Below are 21,922 nucleotides of genomic sequence, written 5' to 3'. Positions count from 1 at the left end.
CCTATGTGCCTACCTGCGGGCCGTCGCCCGCCTGATCTCCAGGCTCTCCAGCCTGTCGAAGACATCCAGCAGCCGCGTGCCGACGCTTCCCAGCCGCCGCAGCGTCGAGGGCGGCAGCAGAGCGGCCCGCCACCGCCGCCGACGGCCCACCGAGGCGGCGAGCGCCGCGCGCACCAGCTTCAGATCGGCCGCGCCGACCGCGGTCCCGCCCGGATCCCGGGCGAACATCAACCGCTCGATCGCCGCGGTGATCCTCTTCACGGCCTCGGCCGCCTCGGGCCCGAACGCGTTGCCCTCGCTCAGCCGGCGGGCCAGCGCCCTCGGACTCTCACTCGGCTCCCGCGACATCCCGTAGTCGTAGAGCATGTCGTCCAGCTCGGCCCACACCCGCGTGACCGCACCCTCCCTGCCGGCCGAACGCACCTCGACGGCTCGGCCGTACGGCACCGCCACATCCTCCCGCGCGGCGACGGGCACCGACATGGCACGCAGCCTGCGGAAGCGCATGACGACCCGCGCGAAAGCGGGGACGAGCAGCAGGAGCGCCACCGCGCCCACACCGACGCCGACCCACGCGATCACCGGGAACTCCTCCTCCACGGCCGTGGAGGAGGAGGTGCCCTCGCGGTCCAGCGGGCCCTGGCCGCGCGTCGCGGGCGCGGCCGAGGGGTCGGCCTCGTCCGGCTCGGAGTTCCGCTCGGCGGCCGTGTCGCCCGGGCGCTCGGTGTCGTCGGAAGGCTCCGCGATGCGGGTGTAGGCGGGGACGCGCGCGCTGCCCTGCCCCGCACTGCCGGCCGGCGTCGGCTCGAACGCGAGCCAGCCGACACCTTCGAAGTACAGCTCGGGCCAGGCATGGGTGTCGCGCGTGGACACCTCCCACCGGTCACCCACCCGGGTGCCGCCGGTGTAGCCGATCGCCACGCGCGCTGGAATGCCGAGCACCCGCGACAGCACTGCCATGGACACCGCGAACTGCTCGCAGTAGCCCGTCCGGGTGTGCATCAGGAAGTCGATCAGCGCCGAGGAGCCGTGGCCGCCGGTGGCCAGCGAGTACGTGAACCCGCCGCGCCTGGTGAACCAGTTCTGCAGCTCCACCGCTTTCCGGAACGGCGTCCGGGCCCCCGCGGTCTCGCGCACCGCGAGTTCCCTGATCTCCTCGGGGAGATCGTCGGGAAGCTGCAGGTAGCGGGTCTTGATGTCGTCCGGCGGCGCCGCCGCCCCGTCGAGCGTCCGCGCGGTGGGCTCGGGCTCGACCGTGGTGACGCGGTAGCTCTGGCCCGCCGCCAGCTCCGTGGTCGAGAACACCACGAGCGTGCTGCGGTCCGCGCGCCAGTCGCCCTCGATGTCGACCGACGTCGTGTTGTACGGCAGCGGTAGGAACTCCAGCCGATTTATGTCGGGGCTGACCTCGACGCCGAGCTCGTTCGTCCGCATCGCCACACTGGGCGACAGCCCCGGCGCAGGCGGAAGCCGGCCGCCGGCGCCGACCCGGTCCTCCGGACGCCCGGTCGGCGCGGTCATCTGGAACTCGTCCCCGTTGAAGGTGTCCAGCGACCACAGCCGCAGATAGCGCGGAGCCGCGTCGGAGCTCGTGTAGCTGAGGACGGTCGCCTTGGCCGGCAGTTCGAGCTGGCCCCGCAGGCCCGCGATCGGGTTGGGGATGGTGATCGTGTTGCTTCCCCTGCCGAGGCCGCCCCCCACTCCGAACCCGAACAGCGGATTGGGGGAGAGCGTGGGCAGCGCGGTGGGCACCAGCACCGCCAGGGCGATGGCGGCGAAACCGATGCGCTTGCCCGACAGCTTCAGCGCTCCCACATGCGGCTGAGTGGCGGGGGAGTCGCTCCCGCCGGCCTGGCGCCGTGCGAGCACCGCGCGTCCCCAGCGGTTCACCCGCTCCCGCCCGTCGGCGAGCAGCAGCACCAGGTATCCGAGCGCGGCGATGATGAACGAAGGCCACGCGAGAGGCTCGGTGATCACCGCGGCCGGGACCGTGAACAGCGCGAGCAGCGGCAACCCCGCCAGGGCGGCCAGGCGCATCCGCGCGGCGAACAGGTCCACCAGGAGGGCGATGAGCCCCACGCCCGCCGTCGTCAAGGCGATGATCCCCTGGCTCGCGGGCACCGGGGCCGCGTAGCGCTGGATGTCGTCGAAGCCCAGCGCCCACAGGGCGGCCACCTCGGCGACCGAGTCGAAGGTCGGGAACACCCACAGCCACGCCTGGTCCCGAGAGAACGCGGCCGTCGTATACATCGTCAGGCCGACCAGCCCCGCCGGGAGCACCGCCCAGTCCGGGATGCTGAACCTGCTCGCCCCCGCGCCGAGGGCCGTGACGGTGAGGATGGCGCCGAGGGCGTACCAGAACCAGGCGCCGGTGGCGAACAGCGGATACAGCGTGAACGACACGGCCAGTGTCGCGGCGCCGCTCGCGAGGGCGAGTCTCATGCCGCGCCTCCGGTGTACGACATCCGGCCGCGCTCCCCCGCGGCCTCGGGCCACACCGAGGAGATCGGGACCCCGGGCGGCAGCCGTACGATCCGCCAGCCCGCCGCGGCGAGCGCGGCTCGCGCCCCGGCGGCACGCTCAAGCTCGTCCCGGTCGGGGTCGCTCTGGTCCCACGCGGCGACGTCCAGCAGGACCGCGACCCCGGTCATGGAGCCGTGCCGCAGCCGGGCCAGCGCCCTGGCCTCGTCGGCGTCGACCGCTCCCAGCACGGCGACGATGAGTCCGTCGCCGCCGCGCTGCCGTGTCGCGGCGAGACCGAGGTCCAGGGCGCGTCCGCCGCTGTGCCGTATGACCGCGAGGGTGTCGAGCAGCGACCAGCTCATGCCCTGGTCGGCGACATGCTCGGCGCCCTGGTCGGTGACCAGGCGAAGGCCGAGGCCGCTGTGGCTGAGGTGGGTGCCGATGGAGGCCGCGGCCGATACGGCGGTCTCGAAGGAGGAGCGCGGCCCCTCGCCGCGGTGCGCGTATCTGCGGGTGTCGAGCAGCAGGGTGCCGCGGCTCTGCCACTGCTGCTCCTCGCGCCGCACCATCAGCTCGCCGCGGCGCGCCGTGGAACGCCAGTGCACCCGGCGCAGGTCGTCGCCGTAGCGGTATTCGCGCGGGGCGACGTCGTCGTCGCCCGCCGAGGCCATGCTGCGGTTGCTGCTGTCGCCTCCGCCGGCCCACTCTCCCGAAAGGCGGACCGGCGGCAGGGGGACGACCTGCGGGACGACGACGAACGTGTCGGTGGCGGTGAACGCCCGCCCCAGCTCGACCAGTCCGAACGGGTCGGCGATGCGCACGGTCAGGGGCCCGACGGTGAAACGGCCGCGCAGGTCCGACCGGACCCTGTACTCGACCTCGCGCACGCCCCGGGCCTCGACCCGGTCGAGGACGAAGCGGGGCCGCGCGCCGAGCGCGAACGGCACGGTGTCCTCGATCATCAGCAGTCCGGTGGGGAGCCTGGTGACGTTCTCCAGCCTGAGCGTCACGACGGCCTCGCCCCCGGCCTCGCAGCGGGCGGGGTGGACCCGTCGCGCGCAGCTCAGCCGGTAGCGTGTCCGAGCCACCACAAGGGCGGCGATCAGCGGCAGGGACGTGATCAGTACGGCGATCCTGAGCAGGTCGTGCTCCCCGAGGATGACGGCGCAGAGCAGCGCGGCGAGGCCCGAGGCGAGGAAGGACCGGCCGCGCGGGGTGAGCGCCTTGAGGGCGGACGTCACCTCGCCCGCGCTTCGGGAACGGGCACCCGGTGCAGGAGGTCGGCCATCACCTGCTCGGGCAGGCGCCGCTGGCTCTGGGCCTCGATGCTGGGCAGGAGCCGGTGGGCGAGCACGGGTACGGCGAGGTCCTGCAGGTCGTCGGGAATCACGTAGTCGCGTCCCTGCAGGGCGGCGTGCGCCCGCGCGGCCCTGACGAGCTGGAGGGTCGAGCGCGGGGACGCGCCGAGCCTCAGGTCGGGGGAGCGGCGGGTCGCGGTGACGAGGTCGATGGCGTAGCGCTTGACGGGGTGGGACACGTAAACGGCGCGCACGGCCGCGATAAGGGCCGTGACCTCGGCGGTGGTCGCGACCGCCTGCAGCTTGTCCAGAGGGGAGGTCCCCCCGTGCACGTCGAGCATCTCCAGCTCGGCGGTGGGCTCGGGGTAGCCCATGGCGATGCGGGCGGTGAACCGGTCGCGCTGCGCCTCGGGGAGGGGATAGGTGCCCTCCATCTCGATCGGGTTCTGGGTGGCGATGACCATGAACGGCGACTCCAGCGGATAGGTCACGCCGTCCACGGTGACCTGGTGCTCCTCCATGCATTCCAAGAGGGCCGACTGGGTCTTGGGGGAAGCGCGGTTGATCTCGTCGCCGACCACGATGTTCGCGAAGACCGGGCCCGGTTTGAACTCGAAGTCCCTGGTCTGCTGGTTGTACGCGCTCACGCCGGTGATGTCGCTGGGGAGGAGGTCGGGCGTGAACTGCACCCGCCGTACGGTGCAGTCGATGGAACGCGCCAGTGCCTTGGCCAGCATGGTCTTGCCGACTCCGGGGACGTCCTCGATCAGCAGGTGGCCTTCGGCGAGCATCACGGTGAGGGTCAGCCGGATGACGTCGCCCTTCCCCTCGATGACGGACTCGATCGCCTGTCCGATCCGGTGTGCCGTCGGCACGAGGTCGTCGAGCCGGGGAGGAACGTCATGGGTTAGTGCCACCAGACCTCCAGGGGGAGAGCGACAGACACCCCGCTATTAGCGTCTGGAGATCGCGGGATGCTTGCGATTCCTTTTCCATTGTGTGTACAGACACTACGGTGCGATGAGGTCTCCGGCGACTTTTAGCCGGATTCGCGGTGAACCACCCCAACAGTCCCCGACCCCTCCGGGAGGGCCGCTCCGGACGCTCACGCAGCGTGTCGGATCAAGCTCCGATCAAGCTCCGACACGCCCGTGACTCGCGCCGCACCGCGACGGCGCTCCACTCTGCCCCACCGCTCTGACCTGCGAAAACGTGAGGGAAACACCTGATGAAGGCGGTTGGAATCAGTTGACGGTGGGGAGAAGTGGAGTATGGTGGTGCGCAGTGGAGAGCAGGGGCTCTAGCGCCTGACGATCCATGTGGCACGGGAGGTGGGGCCGGTGTTTCTCGGCACTCATCACCCGCGTCTGGACGACAAGGGACGGCTGTTCCTGCCGGCGAAGTACCGCGAGGAGCTGGCGGAGGGTCTGGTGATCACCAAAGGCCAGGAGCGTTGCCTCTACGTTTTTCCAGTAGAGGAGTTCAAACGCATCACCGAGGCCCTGCGGACGGCGCCGGTGACCGCGAAGGCGGTCCGGGATTACAGCCGCGTCTTCTTTGCCAGTGCGTCCGACGAGGTCCCCGACAAGCAGGGCCGCATCACGATTCCGCAGAGTCTGCGCACCTACGCGGGGCTTGAGCGCGAGTGTGCGGTCATCGGAGCCAACACCCGGTTGGAGATCTGGGACGCCAAGGCTTGGGACACCTATCTGACCGATCAGGAGCAGGCCTTCGCCGACCTGTCGGAGGAGGTGCTGCCAGGAGTTCTCTAATCCAAGATCGACATTTCGGTGAAAACGTCGTTCGGCGAGGTCTCCACCCGCACCCGCTTGCCGGTGAGCTGATGCACCTTCCCCGGTGTCAGGTGGCCGGCTACTTCGAAGAGGTTGCGGATGGGGACCTGGCCGGACGGCCAGGGTGGGGACCCGTTTACAGTCACATCAAATGAGCTTTTCCGCCCATATGGGCGGGTCACCCATATGGGTGGGTCTTGGCTGTGCGGCAGCCCCAGCCGGGGTGTGGGTCGGATCGCCGGCGGCAGCGTCGCCGGCGATCGGGTCGGCGGCAGCACTCAACGCTCGCTGTTCGCCCGCCTCGTCATCCGCGAGCAGGCGTGAGAGGGGGGTTTTCGCATGCGTGTAGAAAACTGCGCGAAGGGCGGCACCACCGGGCCGGAGGCCGGGCGCGAGGGCCGTCCGCGGGACGGCGCGACGCCTCCGGGCGGTCATGTGCCGGTGATGCTGGAGCGCGTGCTGGAGCTTCTGGCTCCCGCTGTCGACGCTCCCGGCGCCGTCCTGGTCGACGCGAACCTCGGGCTCGGCGGGCACGCGGAGGCGCTCCTGCGGGCGCACCCCTCGCTGAGGCTGATCGGGATCGACCGCGACCCGTTCGCGATCGAGCACTCGACCGCCAGGCTCGCTCCCTATGCCGAGCGCGTCACGCTGGTGCGGGCGGTCTCCGATGAGTTGACCGACGTGCTTCGGCACGCGGGTGTCCGGCGCGTACAGGGAGTCCTGTTCGACCTCGGTGTCTCCTCGCCCCAGCTCGACGAAGCCGGGCGTGGTTTCGCGTACTCGTACGACGCGCCGCTGGATATGCGGATGGATACGGATCAGGAGCTCACGGCCGAGTATGTAGTGAACAACTACACGGTTGCGGAGCTAACCCGCATCCTTCGCGATTACGGCGAAGAACCATCTGCTCCGCGTGTCGCACGCCTAATCACCAAGGAACGGGCCAAGGAGGCCATAACGTCGACTAAGCGACTTGCTGAGATTGTCCGTGAGGCGATTCCAGCAGCTAAGCGACGAACAGGTGGAAACCCCGCAAAAAGGACTTTCCAGGCATTGCGTATCGAGGTGAATGCGGAGTTGGCGGCACTCGACGTCGCCCTGCCCGCAGCCCTCGATGCGCTGACGGTGGGTGGGCGAGTGGTTGTGCTTTCCTACCACTCGCTTGAGGACCGGCTGACCAAGCAGGCCCTCACAGCGCGCACCAAGGACACCAGCCCGGCAGGGCTGCCGGTCCCGCTTCCGGGTCATGAACCGAGGTTCCGCCTCCTTACCAGGGGAGCCGAGCCGCCGAGCGAGACCGAGACGGCCCGAAACCCGCGGGCGGCCTCGGCCCGGTTGCGGGCAGCAGAGAGGATCCGTGAGCCAGTTGACGAAGACTGACCGTGAGATCAGGCGGAGCCCCGCTTCCCGTGGGGTGAAGCCCGCGCGCGTGCCGACGCGCGGCCTTCCCGGGCGCGGTGGTACGAAGGTGCCCCGCCAGGTGGAACACGATCTTAGGGCCTCCGAGGGAGTGATTCGGCCCACACCGGCCGCCGAGAGCCCCGCCCCGGCTCCGGTGAGGCGTCGCGCGCGGGCCCCTCGGGCGCCGTTCGTGCTGCTCCTGGTGGGTCTGCTCTGCGGCGGACTGGTCAGCCTGCTTCTGCTGAAAACCGTCCTCGCGCAGGACTCGTTCGAGGCCACGACGCTGCGCAACGAGACCAACGACATCCTCCGCAAGGCCGAGCGGGTCAGACAGGACAACGTGGTGCGGGAGCAACCGCGCAACATGGCCAACGAGGCCGCACGGCTCGGCGAGCGGCCCGCGTGGGGCTCGCCCGACTTCGTGGACCCTGACAATCCGACGGCCTTGACCGGGCGGTCGAGCGAGAAGGCGCCGCCGGCGCCCGCCGGCTCCGCCACGGGCGCGGCGAGCGGCACGGCCGGCGGTCCCGGCACGGGCACGAGTCTGGGCGCGGGCAGCGGCACGGGTAGCGGCACCGGTCTGGGGGGCGTGGTCGACGTCGGCACGGCGGGAAGCCCCGCTCGCCAGGACCCGGCGGGCACGGGCGGCACGGCCGCCGACGTCGGCGTGGCGGGTCACGGTGGACCCGCGGGGAACATCGCGAACGCGGGCACAGGTTCGGGTGCGGGCGGCACCGAAGGTGAGCGGCCGGGGGACAGGGGCCAGTGAGAGAAAGCGGTGGCGGCCGGGGCAAAGGCCCCGGCCGCGGTGCTTCCGGGGCCGGACCGTCCGGAGGCCCGGGCGCGACGCGCCGGGGGCCCGGAGGCCAGGGAGGCCAGGGCCGCGCCGACGGTCCCGCCCGTCCTCCACGCCAGGACGGCGACGGTGCCGCGGCCGGTCGCGGTGGCGACCACGATGAGGGTCCCGACGGGCGCAGGGGCGGCCAACGCGGCGCCCGTGCCGCCGGCCCGGGCACGGGGCGGGGCGAAGGCCGTGGCGAAGGCCGTGGCGAAGGCCGTGATCGGGGCGGAAGCCGTACGGCGGGCCGGGGTGACAAGCGCGGCGAGGCCGGCGCGGCGGGGCCCGGGGGCGGCAGGGCCGGGCGTTCCGACGGGCGTGGTGAGGGCGCCGGCGGGCCAGGGGGCGGGCGTCCGGACGGGCGCGGCCCCGGGCAGGGCGGAAGCCGTACGGCGGGCCGGGGTGAGCGCGACGGGGTGAGCCGCGAGGGTGCGTCCCGTGAGGGAGCGGGCCGGGGCGCGCGGTCCCGCGACGGCGTGGGGCGCGACGCGGCGGGGCGCGAGGCCCCCGGCGGGTCCCGCGACAGGCGCGCGGCCCAGGGGCCCGTGCGGGGCGGGCGACCGCGGGGCGGTGCCGTACGCGAGGACGAGACGACGGCCGTGCGGACGGCGCGGCCCGGAGGCCGCGGACCGCGGCCACCCGGCAGGTCCCCGTCCGTGCTGATGCTGGGCAACCCCCGGCGGCGCATCAACATCGGCCTGGTCGCGATGACCTTCGTGCTGTCGATCTTCGCCGGTCGGCTGGTGCAGATGCAGGGCCTGGACTCCAAGGTGTACGAGGCCGCCGCCGCCACGCAGCGGGTGCAGACCGAGACGCTGCCCGCGCGCCGGGGCTCCATCACCGACGCCAAGGGCAACGAGCTGGCGGTCACCGTCGAGTCCAGGGAGATCGCCGCCGATCCCGAGAACGTGCCGCCCCAGGGGCGCGACAAGATCGCCTCTGTGCTCTCCGCCGAGCTGGGGATCGCCAAAGACGAGATCACCGCCAAGCTGACCCCCAAGAACAAGCGGCGCTATGTGCGCATCGCACGCTGGGTGGACCCGGTGGTGGCGAAGCGGATCATGGACAACGACTTCAAGGGGATCAGCTCGAAACACGAGTACCGCCGCACCTACCCGGGCGGCGACCTCGCGGGCAGCCTCGTGGGGTTCCTGGGCGACGAGGGCAAGGGCCTGTCGGGGTTGGAGCAGGCGTTCAACAGCACCCTGTCCGGGCGCGACGGCAGCCAGACCACGGAGATGGGCCGCGACGGGCAGCGCATTCCGCTCACCAGCGTGAGGCGTCAGGCGCCGGAGCCCGGCCGCGATGTGCGGCTCACCATCGACAGGGACCTGCAGTGGGCCGCCCAGAAGGTCATCGCCGACCAGGTCAAGACCGTGGGGGCGCGCGGCGGCAGCCTCATCGCGCTGGACGTGAAGACGGCCGACATCCTCGCCATGGCCAACGCGCCGGAAGTCGACCTGAACAACTGGCAGAAGGCCCCTCAGGAGCACTGGATCAACCGGTCGGTGGCCGAGGTGTTCGAGCCGGGCAGCACCAACAAGGTCATCACGGCGGCGGCGGCTCTGGAGGCGGGAGCCGTACGGCCCGAGACGGAGTTCCTGGTCAGGGACAGCATCCGGTGCGCCGACCGCACGCTCAAGGACGCCCACCCGCATCCGCCCGAGAGGTTGACGTTCTCGGGGATCGTGGCGACATCCAGCAACGTGGGCACCATCCTGGCCGCGCAGAAGGTGGGCGACCAGAAGCTGCACGACATGCTGAAGGCGTTCGGCTTCGGGGAGCGGCCCGGCGGCGGGCTGCCGGGCTCCGAGGCGGGGTTGCTGCCGAAATGGGAGAACTGGTCGGGAAGCCAGCGCTGCACGGTGTCGTACGGCCAGGGCGTGTCGGTGACCGCGCTGCAGATGGCGAGCGTGTACCAGACGATCGCGAACGGCGGCGTGCGCGTCACGCCGAGGATCGTCGCCGGCACCACCGACTCCCAGGGCAAGCTGGTGCCCGCCGCGCCCGGTGAGCAGCGGCGCGTCGTGAGCGAGCGCACCGCCGAGGAGATCGGCCTGATGCTGGAGGCGGCCGTGAGTGAGGACGGCACGGGCAATCTCGCGGCGATCAAGGACTACCGGGTGGGCGGCAAGACCGGTACGGCGATGCGCTACGACCAGAGCTGCCAGGGTTATTGCGGATACACCGCCACTTTCGTGGGATTCGCACCGGTGGAGGATCCGCAGATCGTCGTGCTCGCGGTGATCCAGGACCCCCGGAACGGCCACTATGGTGGGGAGATCGCGGCTCCGGTGTTCAAGGACGTGATGACCTTCGCGCTCAAGAACCGGAAGATCGCTCCCTCCGGCGCGACACCGCCGAAGGTGCGGATACGCGCCGGTGGGTGACGAGGGAAGGTACGCTCTCGCCGTGCGTCCCCCGTCGTCGATGCGACCGAAATCCAGCCCGCCCCGGCCACTGTCCGGGCTCTCAGCCCTGCTCAAAGAGCCTTCCGGCGCCCCGAGGGTGCCCCGCGGCGCGGTGACGGGGGTGACCATCGACTCCCGCCAGGTGATGCGCGGCGACCTCTACGTCGCGCTCTCCGGCAGCTCGGCGCACGGAGCCGATTACGCGGCCGAGGCGCTGTCGGCGGGCGCCGTGGCCGTCCTCACCGACCCCGCGGGGCGGGAACGCGCCGCGGCGACCGGCCTGCCCGTGCTGGTCGTGGACGACCCCCGGGGGGTGCTCGGCGAGGTCGCCGCCTGGGTCTACGGGCGGCCTGCCGCGTCCCTGCTGCTGCTCGGGGTCACCGGCACGAGCGGCAAGTCGACGACCACGTTCCTGCTCGAAGCCGGTCTCAAAGCCGCAGGCCACCGCACGGGCCTGGTGGGCGGGGTGGAGATCCACGTGGGCGGCGAGCGGTTCGTGCCCAAGCTGACCACGCCCGAGGCCACCGAGCTCCACGGCCTGTTCGCCCTGATGCGCGAGGCGGGCGTCACCGCCGCCGCGATGGAGGTCTCCAGCCACGCGATCGCGCTCGGCCGCGTCGACGAGGTGCGTTACGACGTCGCGCTGTTCACCAACCTGTCGCAGGACCATCTCGATTTCCACCGCGACCTCGATGACTATTTCTCGACGAAAGTGGAGTTGTTCACCCCTGAGCGGAGCCGCGCCGGCGTGGTCAACATCGACGACGCCTACGGGCGCGAGCTGCTGCGCCGCGCCAAGGTGCCGATGACCACGTTCTCGGCGGAGGGCCGGGCCGACGCCGAGTGGGTGGCGACCGGTGTGCGCCTCGGCGGCGAGGGCAGCTCGTTCCGCGTCGTCGGCCCCGGCGGCGTCGAGGCGGATGTGACGACGGCCCTGCCCGGCCTGTTCAACGTCGCCAACACGCTCGGCGCCGTCGTCACGCTCGTCGAGGCGGGCGTGCCGCTTCAGGCGGCCGTGGCCGGGGTCGGCACGCTCACCGGCGTCCCGGGCCGCATGGAAAGGGTGCCCACCACAGGCGACTTCCAGGCCATCGTGGACTACTCTCACAAACCCGGGGCCGTGGAATCGGTCCTGCGCTCCCTGCGCGAGGTCACCGAGGGACGGCTGACCGTCGTGCTCGGCTGCGGTGGCGACCGCGACCGGGGCAAGCGCCCGCTGATGGGCGAGGCCGCGGCCCGGTTGGCCGATGTGGCCATTCTCACCAGCGACAATCCACGCTCGGAGGACCCCCTTGCGATCCTGGCCGCGATGATGGACGGAGCCCTGCGGGTCCCGCGCGACAAGCGGGCTCATATGATCATGGAGCCCGACCGCGCGGCGGCCATCGCCCTGGCGGTCGACCGGGCCGAGCACGGCGACGTCGTCGTCGTGGCGGGCAAGGGACACGAGCAGGGGCAATACGTCGCCGGTGAGGTGATCCCGTTCGACGACCGGCAGGTGGTCGCCGAGGCCGTCAGAGCACGTGTGGAGAGTAGGAAGAACACATGATCCCGTTGCCTCTGGCCAGGATCGCCGAGATCACCTCGGGGGCCCTGGCGGGGATGGCCGACCCCCGCGCCTTCGTGCGCGGGCCGGTCGTGATCGACTCACGCGAGGTCGTGCCAGGGTCGCTGTTCGTGGCGATCAGGGGCGAACGTTCCGACGGGCACGACTTCGCGGCGCAGGCCGTCGAGGCGGGCGCCGTCGCCGTGCTGGCCGGCCGTCCCGTCGACGGACCGGCCGTGGTGGTGCCGGACACCACGCGAGCCCTCGCCGACCTGGCGAGCGCCGTACACGCCGAGTTGCCCTCGGTGACGGTCGTCGGCATCACCGGCTCGTCCGGCAAGACCTCGACCAAGGACCTGCTCGCCGGGCTGACCGCGCGTGTGGGGCCCACTGTGGCGCCGGTCAACTCGTTCAACAACGAGATCGGCCACCCGCTGACCGTGCTGAGGGCCGACGAGTCCACGCGCTTCCTGGTGCTCGAACTGAGCGCGCGGGACGCCGGCCACATCGGCTACCTCGCCGGCATCGCCCCGCCGCGCATCGGCGTCGTGCTGAACGTGGGCACCGCCCACCTCGGCGTCTTCGGCGGCAGGGAGGCGATCGCCAAGGCCAAGGGCGAACTCGTCGAGGCGCTCCCCCCGTCCGGCGTGGCGGTGCTCAACGCCGACGACCCGCTCGTGCGGTCGATGGCCGAGCGCACCGACGCGCGCGTCACCCTGTTCGGCCGCTCGGCCGAGGCCTCGGTCCGCGCCGAACGGGTCGTGATCGCCGGCGGGCGCGCGTCCTTCACGCTGCGCACGCCGTCCGGCTCGGCGGAGGCGCGCCTGCGCCTGTACGGCGAGCACGCCGTGAGCAACGCGCTCGCCGCCGCGGCGGCGGCCTACGAGCTCGGCATCCCCGTCGCGACGATTGCCGAGGAGCTGTCGCTGGCCGAGCCCCGCAGCCACTGGCGCATGGAGGTCCGGGACCGGGCCGACGGCGTCACCGTCGTCAACGACGCCTACAACGCCAACCCCGACTCGATGCGGGCCGCCTTCCGGGCGCTCGGCGGACTGGCGGGCGGGCGGCGCAGGCTCGCGGTCATCGCGGCGCTGCGCGAACTCGGCGACGAGAGCGCCAGACTCAACGAGGAACTCGGCCGCCTCGCCGGCGGAGCCGGCCTCGCCGCGCTGGTCGTGGTCGGCCCGGACGCCGGGCCCGTGCTCGCCGGGGCGCACGCGGCGGGCTCCGGGACAGAGGTGGTCCACGCCGAGAACGTCGAGACCGCCGCCGCCGAGATCGGCGGCAGACTCGTCTCCGGGGACGTCGTGCTGGTGAAGGGGCCGAGGGCCATGGGGCTGGAACGGGTCGCGGCCGCGCTGCTCGGAGGTTCCGCGACGTGACCAACGTCCTCATCGCGGCGGCGGTGGCGCTCGTGCTGTCGATGCTCGGCACGCCGCTCGCGATCCGACTGTTCTCCCGCCGCGGCTACGGCCAGAGCATCCGCGAGGAGGGCCCCGAGGCCCACCAGGGCAAGCGCGGCACCCCGACGATGGGCGGCACCGTCATCGTCATCGCGGCCCTGCTCGGCTTCGCCGCCTCCCACCTCGCCACGCTGTCGGAGCCGACCGCCTCGGCGCTGCTGGTGCTCTTCCTGATGACCGGCCTCGGCGCGGTGGGCTTCCTCGACGACTTCATCAAGATCTACAAGCAGCGCAGCCTCGGTCTGCGCAGCGGCGCCAAGGCGTTCGGGCAGCTCATCGTCGGCGTGGTGTTCGCCGTGCTGGTGACGCGCTTCCCCAACGGCTACGCCATCACCCCGGCCGAGACCCGCTTCTCGTTCCTGCGCGACTTCGGCCCCTCCATCGGCCTCATCGGCTTCACCGTCTGGGTGCTGATCTGGATCGTCGGCTTCTCGAACGCGGTCAACCTGACCGACGGCCTGGACGGCCTCGCGAGCGGCGCCGCCGGTGTGGTCCTCGGCGCCTACGTCGTCATCGGCAACTGGCAGTTCCGCAACAGCTGCGTCACCCAGCAGCTCGGGCCCAACTGCTACTGGGTGCGAGATCCGCTCGACCTGGCGGTCGTGGCGGCGGCCGTCCTCGGAGCGCTGGTCGGGTTCCTCTGGTGGAACGCGCCTCCCGCCAAGATCTTCATGGGCGACACCGGTTCGCTCGCCCTCGGCGGCGTGCTCGCCGGGCTCGCCTTCACCACCCGCACCCAGCTGCTGCTGGTCATCCTGGCGGGCCTCTGCGTCATGATCACGCTGTCCGTGATCATCCAGGTCGGCTTCTTCAAGATGACAGGTAAACGTGTGTTCCGGATGGCGCCGCTCCAACACCACTTCGAGTTGAAGGGGTGGGCGGAGACGACCATCGTGGTGCGGTTCTGGCTGATCGCCGGGCTGTTCGCGGCCGTCGGCCTTGGACTGTTCTACGTGGAATGGGTGCCCAGTTCGTGAGTAAGACCATCTGTGTGGCGGGTCTTGGCGTGTCGGGTTCGGCCGCGGCGCGGGCTCTCGCCGTACGGGGAGACCGGGTCGTCGTGCTGGAGGGCTCCGACGGCGACCGGCAGCGGGCGCTCGCGGCCGAGCTCGCCGGGCTCGGCGTCGAGGTCAGATTCGGGGCCGAGGAGCTTCCCGACGGCACGGGCCTGCTCGTCACCTCGCCCGGCTGGCGCCCCACCCACCCGCTGCTCGCGGGCGCCCGCGAGCGGGGCGTCGAGGTCATCGGCGAGGTCGAGCTGGCCTGGCGGCTGCGCCCCGAGGGCGCCGCGCCGTGGCTCGCGCTGACCGGCACCAACGGCAAGACCACGACGGTGCGCATGCTGGCGTCGATCCTCGCTGCGGCGGGGCGGCGTCCCCTGGCCGTCGGCAACGTCGGCACCCCCATCGTCGAGGCCGTCGGCGGGCACGCCGACGTGCTCGCGGTGGAACTGTCCAGCTTCCAGCTCCACTGGTCGAGCGGGCTCGCCCCGCTCGCCGCCGCCGTCCTCAACGTCGCGCCCGACCACATCGACTGGCACGGCTCCCTGGACGCGTACGCCGAGGCCAAGGGCCGCATCTTCGAACGCGCGGGCACCGTGGTCTACAACGCCGACGACGAGGTGGCGGCCGAGCTGGCGGCGCCGTACACCAGAGCCGTGGGCTTCACCCTCCAGGTGCCGCGGCCGGGGCAGCTCGGGGTGGTCGAGGACCTCCTCGTGGACCGCGCCTTCGTCGACGACCCCCGGTCGACGGCCGAGGAGCTGGCCCACCTGTCCGATGTACGGCCGTTCGCCCCGCACAATGTCGCCAACGCCCTGGCCGCCGCCGCCCTCGCCCGGGCCCTCGGCGTGCCGGCCGACGCCGTACGGCGGGGCCTTGAGACCTTCGTCCCCGACCCCCACCGCATCGCCCACGTGGCCACGGTCGCCGGCGTGGACTACGTGGACGACTCCAAGGCCACCAACCCGCACGCCGCCGCGGCATCGCTCATGACCTACGGGTCGATCGTGTGGGTGGCGGGCGGGCAGCTCAAGGGCGCCGACGTGAGCGACCTGGTGCGCGCCGCCGCGCCCCGGCTCCGCGCAGCGGTGCTTCTCGGGGCCGATCGCGGACTGATCCATGAGGCTCTGACGCGACACGCGCCGAATGTCCCCGTGGTGGAGGTGCCCGGGCAAGAGACTGGGGTCATGGACCGTGTCGTCACCGAAGCCGCAAGGCTCGCCTCCCCCGGGGACACCGTGCTGCTGGCCCCGGCAGGAGCGTCATTGGACATGTTCACGGGCTACGGTGCGAGGGGAGAGGCGTTCGCCCGCGCCGTAGGCCGCCTGGAGGAGGGGTGAGCGAGGACGCCGCGGCCACAGGCCCCCAGCGCGCCGCGGCCGGAGCCTCCCGCTGGCCGCGCGAGCAGCTCGGCACCCTGCGCGAGCTGCTCAACCGACCCCTGACGTCGTACTACCTCGTGCTCGGGTGCACCACCCTGCTGCTGGTGATCGGCCTGATGATGGTGCTGTCGGCCTCCAGCATCGAGGCGATCGAGGAGACGGGCACCCCGTTCTACTGGTTCTTCAAGCAGTCGTTCTCGGCGTTCCTCGGTGTGACACTGATGTGGATCTGCTCCCGGCTGCCGCAGAAGTTCTTCCGCTGGGCGGGATATCCGCTGGTCGCGCTGTCGATCATCGGCCTGCTGGTCGTTATTTTCGTCGGAGAGTCGCAGCTCGGGGCGCAGCGGTGGATCGCGGTCGGACCGTTCTACCTCCAGCCCTCCGAGCCGGCCAAGCTGGGGCTCGCGCTGTGGGGCGCCGATCTACTGGCCCGCAAGGCCCGCGCGGGCCGCATCGAATGGCGGCATCTGCTCATCCCCCTGATGCCCGGCACCGTGATCCTCGCCGTCATGGTGATGCTGGGGCGTGACCTCGGCACGACACTGGTCCTACTGATCATCTTCCTGTCGCTGCTGTGGGTGGTCGGTGCGCCGATCCGGTTGTTCGCAGGGATCATGGGAATCGCCGCGCTCGCGGCGATTATCATGATCTACGTTGAGCCCTACCGCATGGACCGCATCACCGGTTTCCTCGACCCGTGGGCCGACGCCCAGGACACCGGCTACCAGGCGGTTCAGGGGCAGATCGCGATGGGGTCCGGCGGGTGGTTCGGTCTCGGGCTCGGCAGCAGCAGGCAGAAGTGGAGCTGGATCCCGCACGCCGAGAGCGACTTCATCTTCTCGATCCTCGGAGAGGAACTCGGGCTCTTCGGCACGCTGGCCGTGGTGGCGCTGTTCGGCATCCTCGGCTACGCGGGCCTGCGTGTGGCCTCGCGGGCGAAGGACCCCTTCGTACGACTGGCGTCCGCCGCGGTGATCGCCTGGATCACCGGGCAGGCGATGGTCAACATCGGAGCGGTCATCGGAGTCGTGCCCGTCACGGGCATCCCGCTTCCGCTGGTCTCCTACGGTGGATCGGCCCTGCTGCCGACGCTGGCGTCGCTCGGAATGCTGCTCTCGTTCGCCAAACGGGAGCCCGGTGCGGCCGAGGCGCTGGCCGCGCGTGGCCCCGGACCGGCGGCGCGGGCTCTAAGCTGGCTTGGCCTGGGTGGTGCGGCGTCGAGGATACGCCGGGTTTTCCACAAGGCGGTCATCAACGGCACGGGAAATCGAAAGGACCGACATGAGGGTGGTCCTCGCCGGCGGCGGGACGGCCGGTCACATCGAACCGGCCCTGGCTCTGGCCGACGCTCTGCGTCAGCTTGACCCGAACATCGGCATCACCTGTCTCGGCACCGAGCGCGGCCTCGAGACCAGACTGGTGCCCCAGCGCGGCTACGAGCTGGAGCTCGTCCCGGCCGTGCCGCTACCGAGGTCGATCACTCCGCAACTCCTGACGGTGCCCGGGAGACTCGCCGGAGCGGTCAACACCGCGGCCCAGATCCTGGACCGGGTGGGGGCCGATGTGCTGGTGGGCTTCGGTGGCTACGTCGCCACCCCCGCCTACGTGGCGGCGCGGCGGCGCGGCGTCCCCATCGTGGTCCACGAGGCCAACCCCAAACCCGGTCTCGCCAACCGCCTCGGCGCGCGGCTGACCGAGCACGTCTTCACGGGCCACGCCGAGACGGTGCTGCCCCACGCCCAGTGCGTCGGCATTCCTTTGCGGCGCGACATCGTCTCGCTCGACCGGCTGGTCATGGGCGACAAGGCCCGCTCGTGGTTCGGGCTGGAGGCCGATCTGCCGACGCTGCTCGTGTTCGGCGGCTCGCAGGGCGCGCGTTCGATCAACAACGCCGCCCTGGAGTCGGCGCGGGCCCTGCGCGCCTCGGGCGTCCAGGTGCTCCACGTGCTCGGCCCCAAGAACCAGCTTGAGGAGGAGCCGCCTCCCGGCGACCCGCAATACGTGGTGCTGCCCTATGTCGACCGCATGGACCTCGCCTACGCCGCGGCCGACTTCGCGCTGTGCCGCAGCGGGGCGATGACGGTCGCCGAGCTCACCGCGGTGGGCCTGCCCGCGGCCTACGTGCCGCTGCCCCACGGCAACGGCGAGCAGCGGCTCAACGCCACCCCCGTGGTGGCGGGCGGCGGCGGGCTCATGGTGGAGGACGCCGAGCTGACCCCGCAGTGGATCGTGCACAACCTCATCCCGATCCTGCGCGACCCCGAGCGGGTCGCGATGATGTCGGAGGCGGCGCTGCAGCTCGGACGGCGGGACGCCGATGTGGACCTCGCCCACCGCGTGATCCGCATCGCCCAGGCCGGGGGCCGCAGATGAGCCTGGTCGCGCCCGTCGCCCCCGTCGCGGCCGAAGACCTCGGCCGCGTCCACTTCATCGGCATCGGTGGAGCGGGCATGTCGGGGATCGCCCGCATCCTGCTCAAGCGCGGCGTGCGGGTGTCCGGCAGCGACGCCCGGGGCTCGGAGATCCTGACGGAGCTGCGCGCGCTCGGCGCGACCGTCTACATCGGACACGCCGCCTCCCACATCAAGAGCGTCGACACGGTGGTCGTGTCCACCGCCATCCGCGACTCCAACCCCGAGCTCGGCGAGGCGCTGCGCCGGGGACTGCGGGTGATCCCGCGGGCCGCGGCGCTCGCGTCGGTGATGGCGGGGCGCACCGCCGTGGCGGTGGCGGGCACCCACGGTAAGACGACGACCACCTCGATGCTGACCGTCGCGCTGCAGAAGTGCGGGGCCGATCCGTCCTACTGCGTGGGCGGCCAGCTCGTCACGACCGGGCTCGGTGCCGACGAGGGCTCCGGCGAGGTCTTCGTGGCGGAGGCGGACGAGAGCGACGGCTCCTTCCTGATGCTCGCCCCCCGCCTCGCCGTGGTGACCAACATCGAGGCCGACCATCTCGACAACTACGGTGAGCCCGAGGCGGTGCACGCCTCCTTCGCGCGGTTCGCCGAGCGCGTCGGCTCGGTCCTCGTCGTGTGCGTCGACGACCCCGGGGCCGCGGCCCTGGTGCCCGTCGCGACGGGCAGGGGCCTCACCGTGCGGACATACGGCGAGGCCGAGGGCGCCGACTTCCGCGTCTCCGACGTGACGCCGGACGGCATGGGCGTGGTGTTCACCGTCGAGGGTCCGAACGGGTCGGGGGGCCGGGTCCGCCTCGCGGTTCCCGGCGCGCACAACGCGCTCAACGCCACCGCCGTCATCGCGGTGGCGGCCGAGCTGGGCGTCCCCTTCGCCGAGATCCGCGACGGGCTCGCCGCCTTCACCGGCGCCAAGCGCCGGTTCGAGCACAAGGGGGAGGCGAAGGGCGTGGCCGTCTTCGACAGCTACGCCCACCATCCGACCGAGCTGGCCGCCGATCTCAAGGCGGCCCGCGACGTGGTGGCGTCGTTCTCGGGCACGGGCCGGGTGATCGCGGTGTTCCAGCCGCACCTGTACTCCCGCACGAGGTTCTTCGCCGCGGAGTTCGGGGCGGCGCTCGGGCTGGCCGACGAGGCCGTCGTGATGGACGTCTACGGCGCGCGCGAGGACCCCGAGCCCGGAGTCTCGGGCGCGCTGGTCGCGGGACACGTGCCGCTCCCCGCGGAGCAGGTCTCCTACGCGCCCGACCGGGGTGCGGTGCCCGCGCTGGTGGCCGAGCGCGCGCGGCCGGGCGACATCGTGCTGACGATGGGCGCGGGAGACGTGACCGAGCTCGGGCCCCGCATCGTGACGGAGCTGTCCGGCCGCTGACCACTTGTCCGAGGGAGCCGATCGGGGGGCGACTCTATGAAGGCGCGCACGGCGTTCGTGGCCCTGCTCACCGTGGGAGTGGTGGGCACGGCCGCGTGGTTGGTGTTCTTCTCTCCGGTCCTGGGCGTGAGCGAGGTGCAGATAGTGGGAAATGTCACAATTCCCAAGGAGCGCGTCCGTGAAGCGGCCGACGTCGCCGACCAGGAGCCGCTCGCGACGCTCGACCTCGCCGAGATCGAGAGCCGCGTGCTGGAGATCAAGCAGCTCGAGTCGGCGCGCATCGAGCGGGGGTGGCCGGGCACCCTCCGCATCAGCGTCGTGGAGCGGCGGGCGGTGGCCGCCCTGCCGTACGGCGGGGCCTTCGCCCTCGTCGACCGGCACGGAGTGGTCATGGGCATCGAGCAGCGAGCCCCGGCGAAGCTGCCCGTGCTGAGGGTCTCGGCCCCGCGGCCCGGAGACCCGGCCACGGCCGCCGCACTGGCCGTGATCAGGGCATTGCCCGAGGAGCTCGGGCGCAGGGTCAAGGAGGTGCGGGCCCCGTCGGCTGAGAGCGTCTCCCTGGTCCTCGGGGACGGCCGCGAGGTCGTCTGGGGAGGGGCGGACCGGGCGGAGGACAAGGTGCGCGTGGTCACCGGTCTGCTGCGCAAGCCGTACGACGTGTATGACGTGAGTTCGCCGGACGTGGTCGCGGTCAAATGAATCGGTGTGGTCCCGGTCAAGTCGGCGGGACTGATAGCGGACAAGTGAGAGGGTCGGGAGTGCAGGAAAGCAGGGTTCGTGCGAAAGGGACAGGGCGCGACACGCCGGGCGTGCTTGCGGCGCGCTTAGTTGACCCGAGTGGTGCGTAACCCTACTGTCCGTATCAATCCTCAGGTTGACATAAATCTAAATCTCAACTTGAGGGTGAGAGTTTGGGAATCGTGGTACCGCGCCTCGCCGTACCACACGAAATGGCAAGTCAACGAGCGGAAAGGCCCCTCGTCGTGGCAGCACCGCAGAACTACCTCGCGGTCATCAAAGTCGTCGGCATTGGCGGCGGCGGAGTGAACGCCGTCAACCGGATGATCGAGGAGGGACTCAAGGGCGTCGAGTTCATCGCCATCAACACCGACGCCCAGGCGCTGCTGATGAGTGACGCCGACGTGAAACTGGATGTGGGCCGGGAGCTCACGCGCGGCCTCGGCGCCGGGGCCAACCCCGAGGTGGGCCGCAAGGCCGCCGAGGACCACCGCGAGGAGATCGAGGAGGTCCTCAAGGGGGCCGACATGGTCTTCGTGACGGCCGGCGAGGGCGGCGGCACGGGCACCGGCGGCGCGCCGGTGGTGGCCAACATCGCCCGATCCCTCGGCGCGCTGACCATAGGGGTGGTGACCAGGCCGTTCAGCTTCGAAGGCCGTCGCCGCGCCATGCAGGCGGAGGCCGGAATAGAGACATTGCGCGATGAGGTCGACACCCTCATCGTGATCCCCAACGACCGGCTGCTGTCGATCTCCGACCGGCAGGTGAGCGTGCTCGACGCCTTCAAGGCGGCCGACCAGGTGCTGCTCTCCGGTGTGCAGGGCATCACCGACCTCATCACGACGCCCGGCCTGATCAACCTCGACTTCGCCGACGTGAAGTCGGTCATGTCCGGCGCGGGCTCCGCGCTCATGGGCATCGGCCACGCCAGGGGTGACGACAGGTCGGTGGCCGCCGCCGAGATGGCCGTGTCGAGCCCGCTGCTCGAAGCCAGCATCGACGGCGCCCACGGCGTCCTCCTGTCGATCGCCGGCGGCTCCGACCTGGGCCTCTTCGAGATCAACGAGGCCGCCCAGCTCGTGTCCAACGCCGCCGCCATCGACGCCAACATCATCTTCGGCACGGTCATCGACGACGCCCTCGGCGACGAGGTCCGCGTGACCGTCATCGCCGCGGGGTTCGACGAGCCGCAGGCGCAGGAGAAGCCTCAGCTGATGGCGCCGCAGGGCCGGCAGCAGCGCCAGGCGGCCGCGACTCCGCCGCCGTCCGCGACGGTGACCTCGTCGCCCAAGCCGCCGACGGCGGCGCCGACGGTCAAGACCGAGGCCAGGTCCAACCCGCTGGGGAGCTCCCCGGTCTCGGCGCAGCACTCGCCGCTGCGGCCCGTGATGCCGCCGATCCCCCCGCCGCCGCCCGCTCCGCCCGTCGTCGAGATGCCTCCGCCGGCGGTGGCTCCGGCCCCGGTCGCCGAACCCTCCGCCGCGCCGCTCGTGTCGCCCGTGCACCCGGTGTCGCCCGCGGCCTCCCCGGGTTCGGCGGGCTCCGCCGTACCCGCGGATGAGTCGCCCGCGGTGGTGTCGATTCCCCGTCCGGCTCCGGAGCCGCAGTCTCCGCCGACGCCCATGCCGACCCGGCTCAGTGGCTTCGGCGTGCGGCAACCCGTGGTTTTCGAAGAGCAGGAGGAGGAACTCGACGTGCCCGAGTTCCTCCGGCAGCAGCCTCCCTCGCTCGGGGGCGCGTAAGCCGCCCCTCGCGTGAGAGGGCACGATAGAGCCGCCGGTTCCACTGCGTTATAGGCGG

At 71.7% G+C, this 21,922-nt stretch carries 19 protein-coding genes; 15 read left to right on the top strand and 4 right to left on the bottom strand.

Annotated features, from left to right (window positions below):
• Window positions 1-9 precede the first annotated feature (9 nt).
• The 3 genes from BLQ73_RS10645 to BLQ73_RS10635 are packed head-to-tail and all read right to left on the bottom strand — an operon-like array spanning window position 10 to window position 4,678.
• The gene (locus BLQ73_RS10645) at window positions 10-2,442 is read right to left on the bottom strand and encodes a transglutaminase TgpA family protein (RefSeq protein ID WP_093170228.1); all 2,433 of its coding nucleotides are present in this window, start codon (window positions 2,440-2,442) and stop codon (window positions 10-12) included.
• Entirely contained in the window at window positions 2,439-3,704 is a 1,266-nt protein-coding gene (locus BLQ73_RS10640; RefSeq protein ID WP_093170227.1) for a DUF58 domain-containing protein, read from the bottom strand. The genes BLQ73_RS10645 and BLQ73_RS10640 overlap by 4 nt, the downstream gene beginning before the upstream one ends.
• Window positions 3,701-4,678: an AAA family ATPase gene (locus tag BLQ73_RS10635; protein WP_093170226.1), complete on the bottom strand. Its 978-nt coding sequence runs from the start codon at window positions 4,676-4,678 to the stop codon at window positions 3,701-3,703. The genes BLQ73_RS10640 and BLQ73_RS10635 overlap by 4 nt, the downstream gene beginning before the upstream one ends.
• Window positions 4,679-5,101: 423 nt before the next feature.
• Here BLQ73_RS10635 and mraZ point away from each other — a divergent pair, with 423 nt between their 5' ends.
• The gene (gene mraZ, locus BLQ73_RS10630; RefSeq protein ID WP_093170333.1) at window positions 5,102-5,533 is read left to right on the top strand and encodes a division/cell wall cluster transcriptional repressor MraZ; all 432 of its coding nucleotides are present in this window, start codon (window positions 5,102-5,104) and stop codon (window positions 5,531-5,533) included.
• Here the strand turns inward: mraZ and BLQ73_RS33385 are convergent.
• On the bottom strand, window positions 5,530-5,700 hold the full coding sequence (locus BLQ73_RS33385) for a hypothetical protein (protein WP_218125730.1): 171 nt from the start codon (window positions 5,698-5,700) through the stop codon (window positions 5,530-5,532). The two genes, mraZ and BLQ73_RS33385, sit on opposite strands and share 4 nt — an antisense overlap.
• Before the next feature lie 40 nt (window positions 5,701-5,740).
• Between BLQ73_RS33385 and BLQ73_RS32225 the strand changes: the two genes are divergently transcribed.
• The 14 genes from BLQ73_RS32225 (at window position 5,741) to ftsZ (ending at window position 21,864) form a co-directional block, all read left to right on the top strand.
• Window positions 5,741-5,878, top strand: coding sequence for a hypothetical protein (locus BLQ73_RS32225; protein ID WP_176955363.1), 138 nt, complete (start codon window positions 5,741-5,743; stop codon window positions 5,876-5,878).
• Window positions 5,879-5,893: 15 nt separating this feature from the next.
• Window positions 5,894-6,934, top strand: coding sequence for a 16S rRNA (cytosine(1402)-N(4))-methyltransferase RsmH (rsmH, locus tag BLQ73_RS10625; protein ID WP_093170225.1), 1,041 nt, complete (start codon window positions 5,894-5,896; stop codon window positions 6,932-6,934).
• 211 nt (window positions 6,935-7,145) lie between these two features.
• Entirely contained in the window at window positions 7,146-7,724 is a 579-nt protein-coding gene (locus tag BLQ73_RS10620) for a hypothetical protein (protein WP_093170224.1), read from the top strand.
• Window positions 7,725-7,733: 9 nt separating this feature from the next.
• The gene (locus BLQ73_RS10615) at window positions 7,734-8,213 is read left to right on the top strand and encodes a hypothetical protein (RefSeq protein ID WP_093170223.1); all 480 of its coding nucleotides are present in this window, start codon (window positions 7,734-7,736) and stop codon (window positions 8,211-8,213) included.
• A 236-nt stretch (window positions 8,214-8,449) separates the two neighbouring features.
• Window positions 8,450-10,183: a peptidoglycan D,D-transpeptidase FtsI family protein gene (locus BLQ73_RS10610; RefSeq protein WP_476712861.1), complete on the top strand. Its 1,734-nt coding sequence runs from the start codon at window positions 8,450-8,452 to the stop codon at window positions 10,181-10,183.
• A 40-nt stretch (window positions 10,184-10,223) separates the two neighbouring features.
• The gene (locus BLQ73_RS10605; protein ID WP_093170331.1) at window positions 10,224-11,753 is read left to right on the top strand and encodes a UDP-N-acetylmuramoyl-L-alanyl-D-glutamate--2,6-diaminopimelate ligase; all 1,530 of its coding nucleotides are present in this window, start codon (window positions 10,224-10,226) and stop codon (window positions 11,751-11,753) included.
• Window positions 11,750-13,132, top strand: a complete 1,383-nt coding sequence (locus BLQ73_RS10600) for a UDP-N-acetylmuramoyl-tripeptide--D-alanyl-D-alanine ligase (protein ID WP_093170222.1) — start codon at window positions 11,750-11,752, stop codon at window positions 13,130-13,132. Before BLQ73_RS10605 ends, BLQ73_RS10600 begins: the two co-directional genes overlap by 4 nt.
• Window positions 13,129-14,190, top strand: coding sequence for a phospho-N-acetylmuramoyl-pentapeptide-transferase (gene mraY / locus BLQ73_RS10595; protein WP_093170221.1), 1,062 nt, complete (start codon window positions 13,129-13,131; stop codon window positions 14,188-14,190). Before BLQ73_RS10600 ends, mraY begins: the two co-directional genes overlap by 4 nt.
• Entirely contained in the window at window positions 14,172-15,554 is a 1,383-nt protein-coding gene (gene murD / locus BLQ73_RS10590) for a UDP-N-acetylmuramoyl-L-alanine--D-glutamate ligase (protein ID WP_093170220.1), read from the top strand. Before mraY ends, murD begins: the two co-directional genes overlap by 19 nt.
• Complete coding sequence (ftsW, locus tag BLQ73_RS10585) at window positions 15,551-16,960, top strand: putative lipid II flippase FtsW (RefSeq protein ID WP_093170219.1); 1,410 nt, start codon at window positions 15,551-15,553, stop codon at window positions 16,958-16,960. The genes murD and ftsW overlap by 4 nt, the downstream gene beginning before the upstream one ends.
• Entirely contained in the window at window positions 16,878-17,969 is a 1,092-nt protein-coding gene (murG, locus tag BLQ73_RS10580; RefSeq protein ID WP_093170218.1) for an undecaprenyldiphospho-muramoylpentapeptide beta-N-acetylglucosaminyltransferase, read from the top strand. The genes ftsW and murG overlap by 83 nt, the downstream gene beginning before the upstream one ends.
• The gene (gene murC / locus BLQ73_RS10575; RefSeq protein ID WP_093170217.1) at window positions 17,966-19,384 is read left to right on the top strand and encodes a UDP-N-acetylmuramate--L-alanine ligase; all 1,419 of its coding nucleotides are present in this window, start codon (window positions 17,966-17,968) and stop codon (window positions 19,382-19,384) included. Before murG ends, murC begins: the two co-directional genes overlap by 4 nt.
• Before the next feature lie 36 nt (window positions 19,385-19,420).
• Window positions 19,421-20,083: a cell division protein FtsQ/DivIB gene (locus tag BLQ73_RS10570; protein ID WP_093170216.1), complete on the top strand. Its 663-nt coding sequence runs from the start codon at window positions 19,421-19,423 to the stop codon at window positions 20,081-20,083.
• 284 nt (window positions 20,084-20,367) lie between these two features.
• Window positions 20,368-21,864, top strand: coding sequence for a cell division protein FtsZ (ftsZ, locus tag BLQ73_RS10565; RefSeq protein ID WP_093170215.1), 1,497 nt, complete (start codon window positions 20,368-20,370; stop codon window positions 21,862-21,864).
• Window positions 21,865-21,922: the final 58 nt, after the last annotated feature.

Source organism: Sinosporangium album (genome assembly GCF_900100605.1).
Lineage (GTDB): Bacteria > Actinomycetota > Actinomycetes > Streptosporangiales > Streptosporangiaceae > Sinosporangium > Sinosporangium album.
The sequence above is the reverse complement of the archived record's forward strand: the minus strand, read 5'-3'. Positions and strand labels throughout refer to the sequence as shown.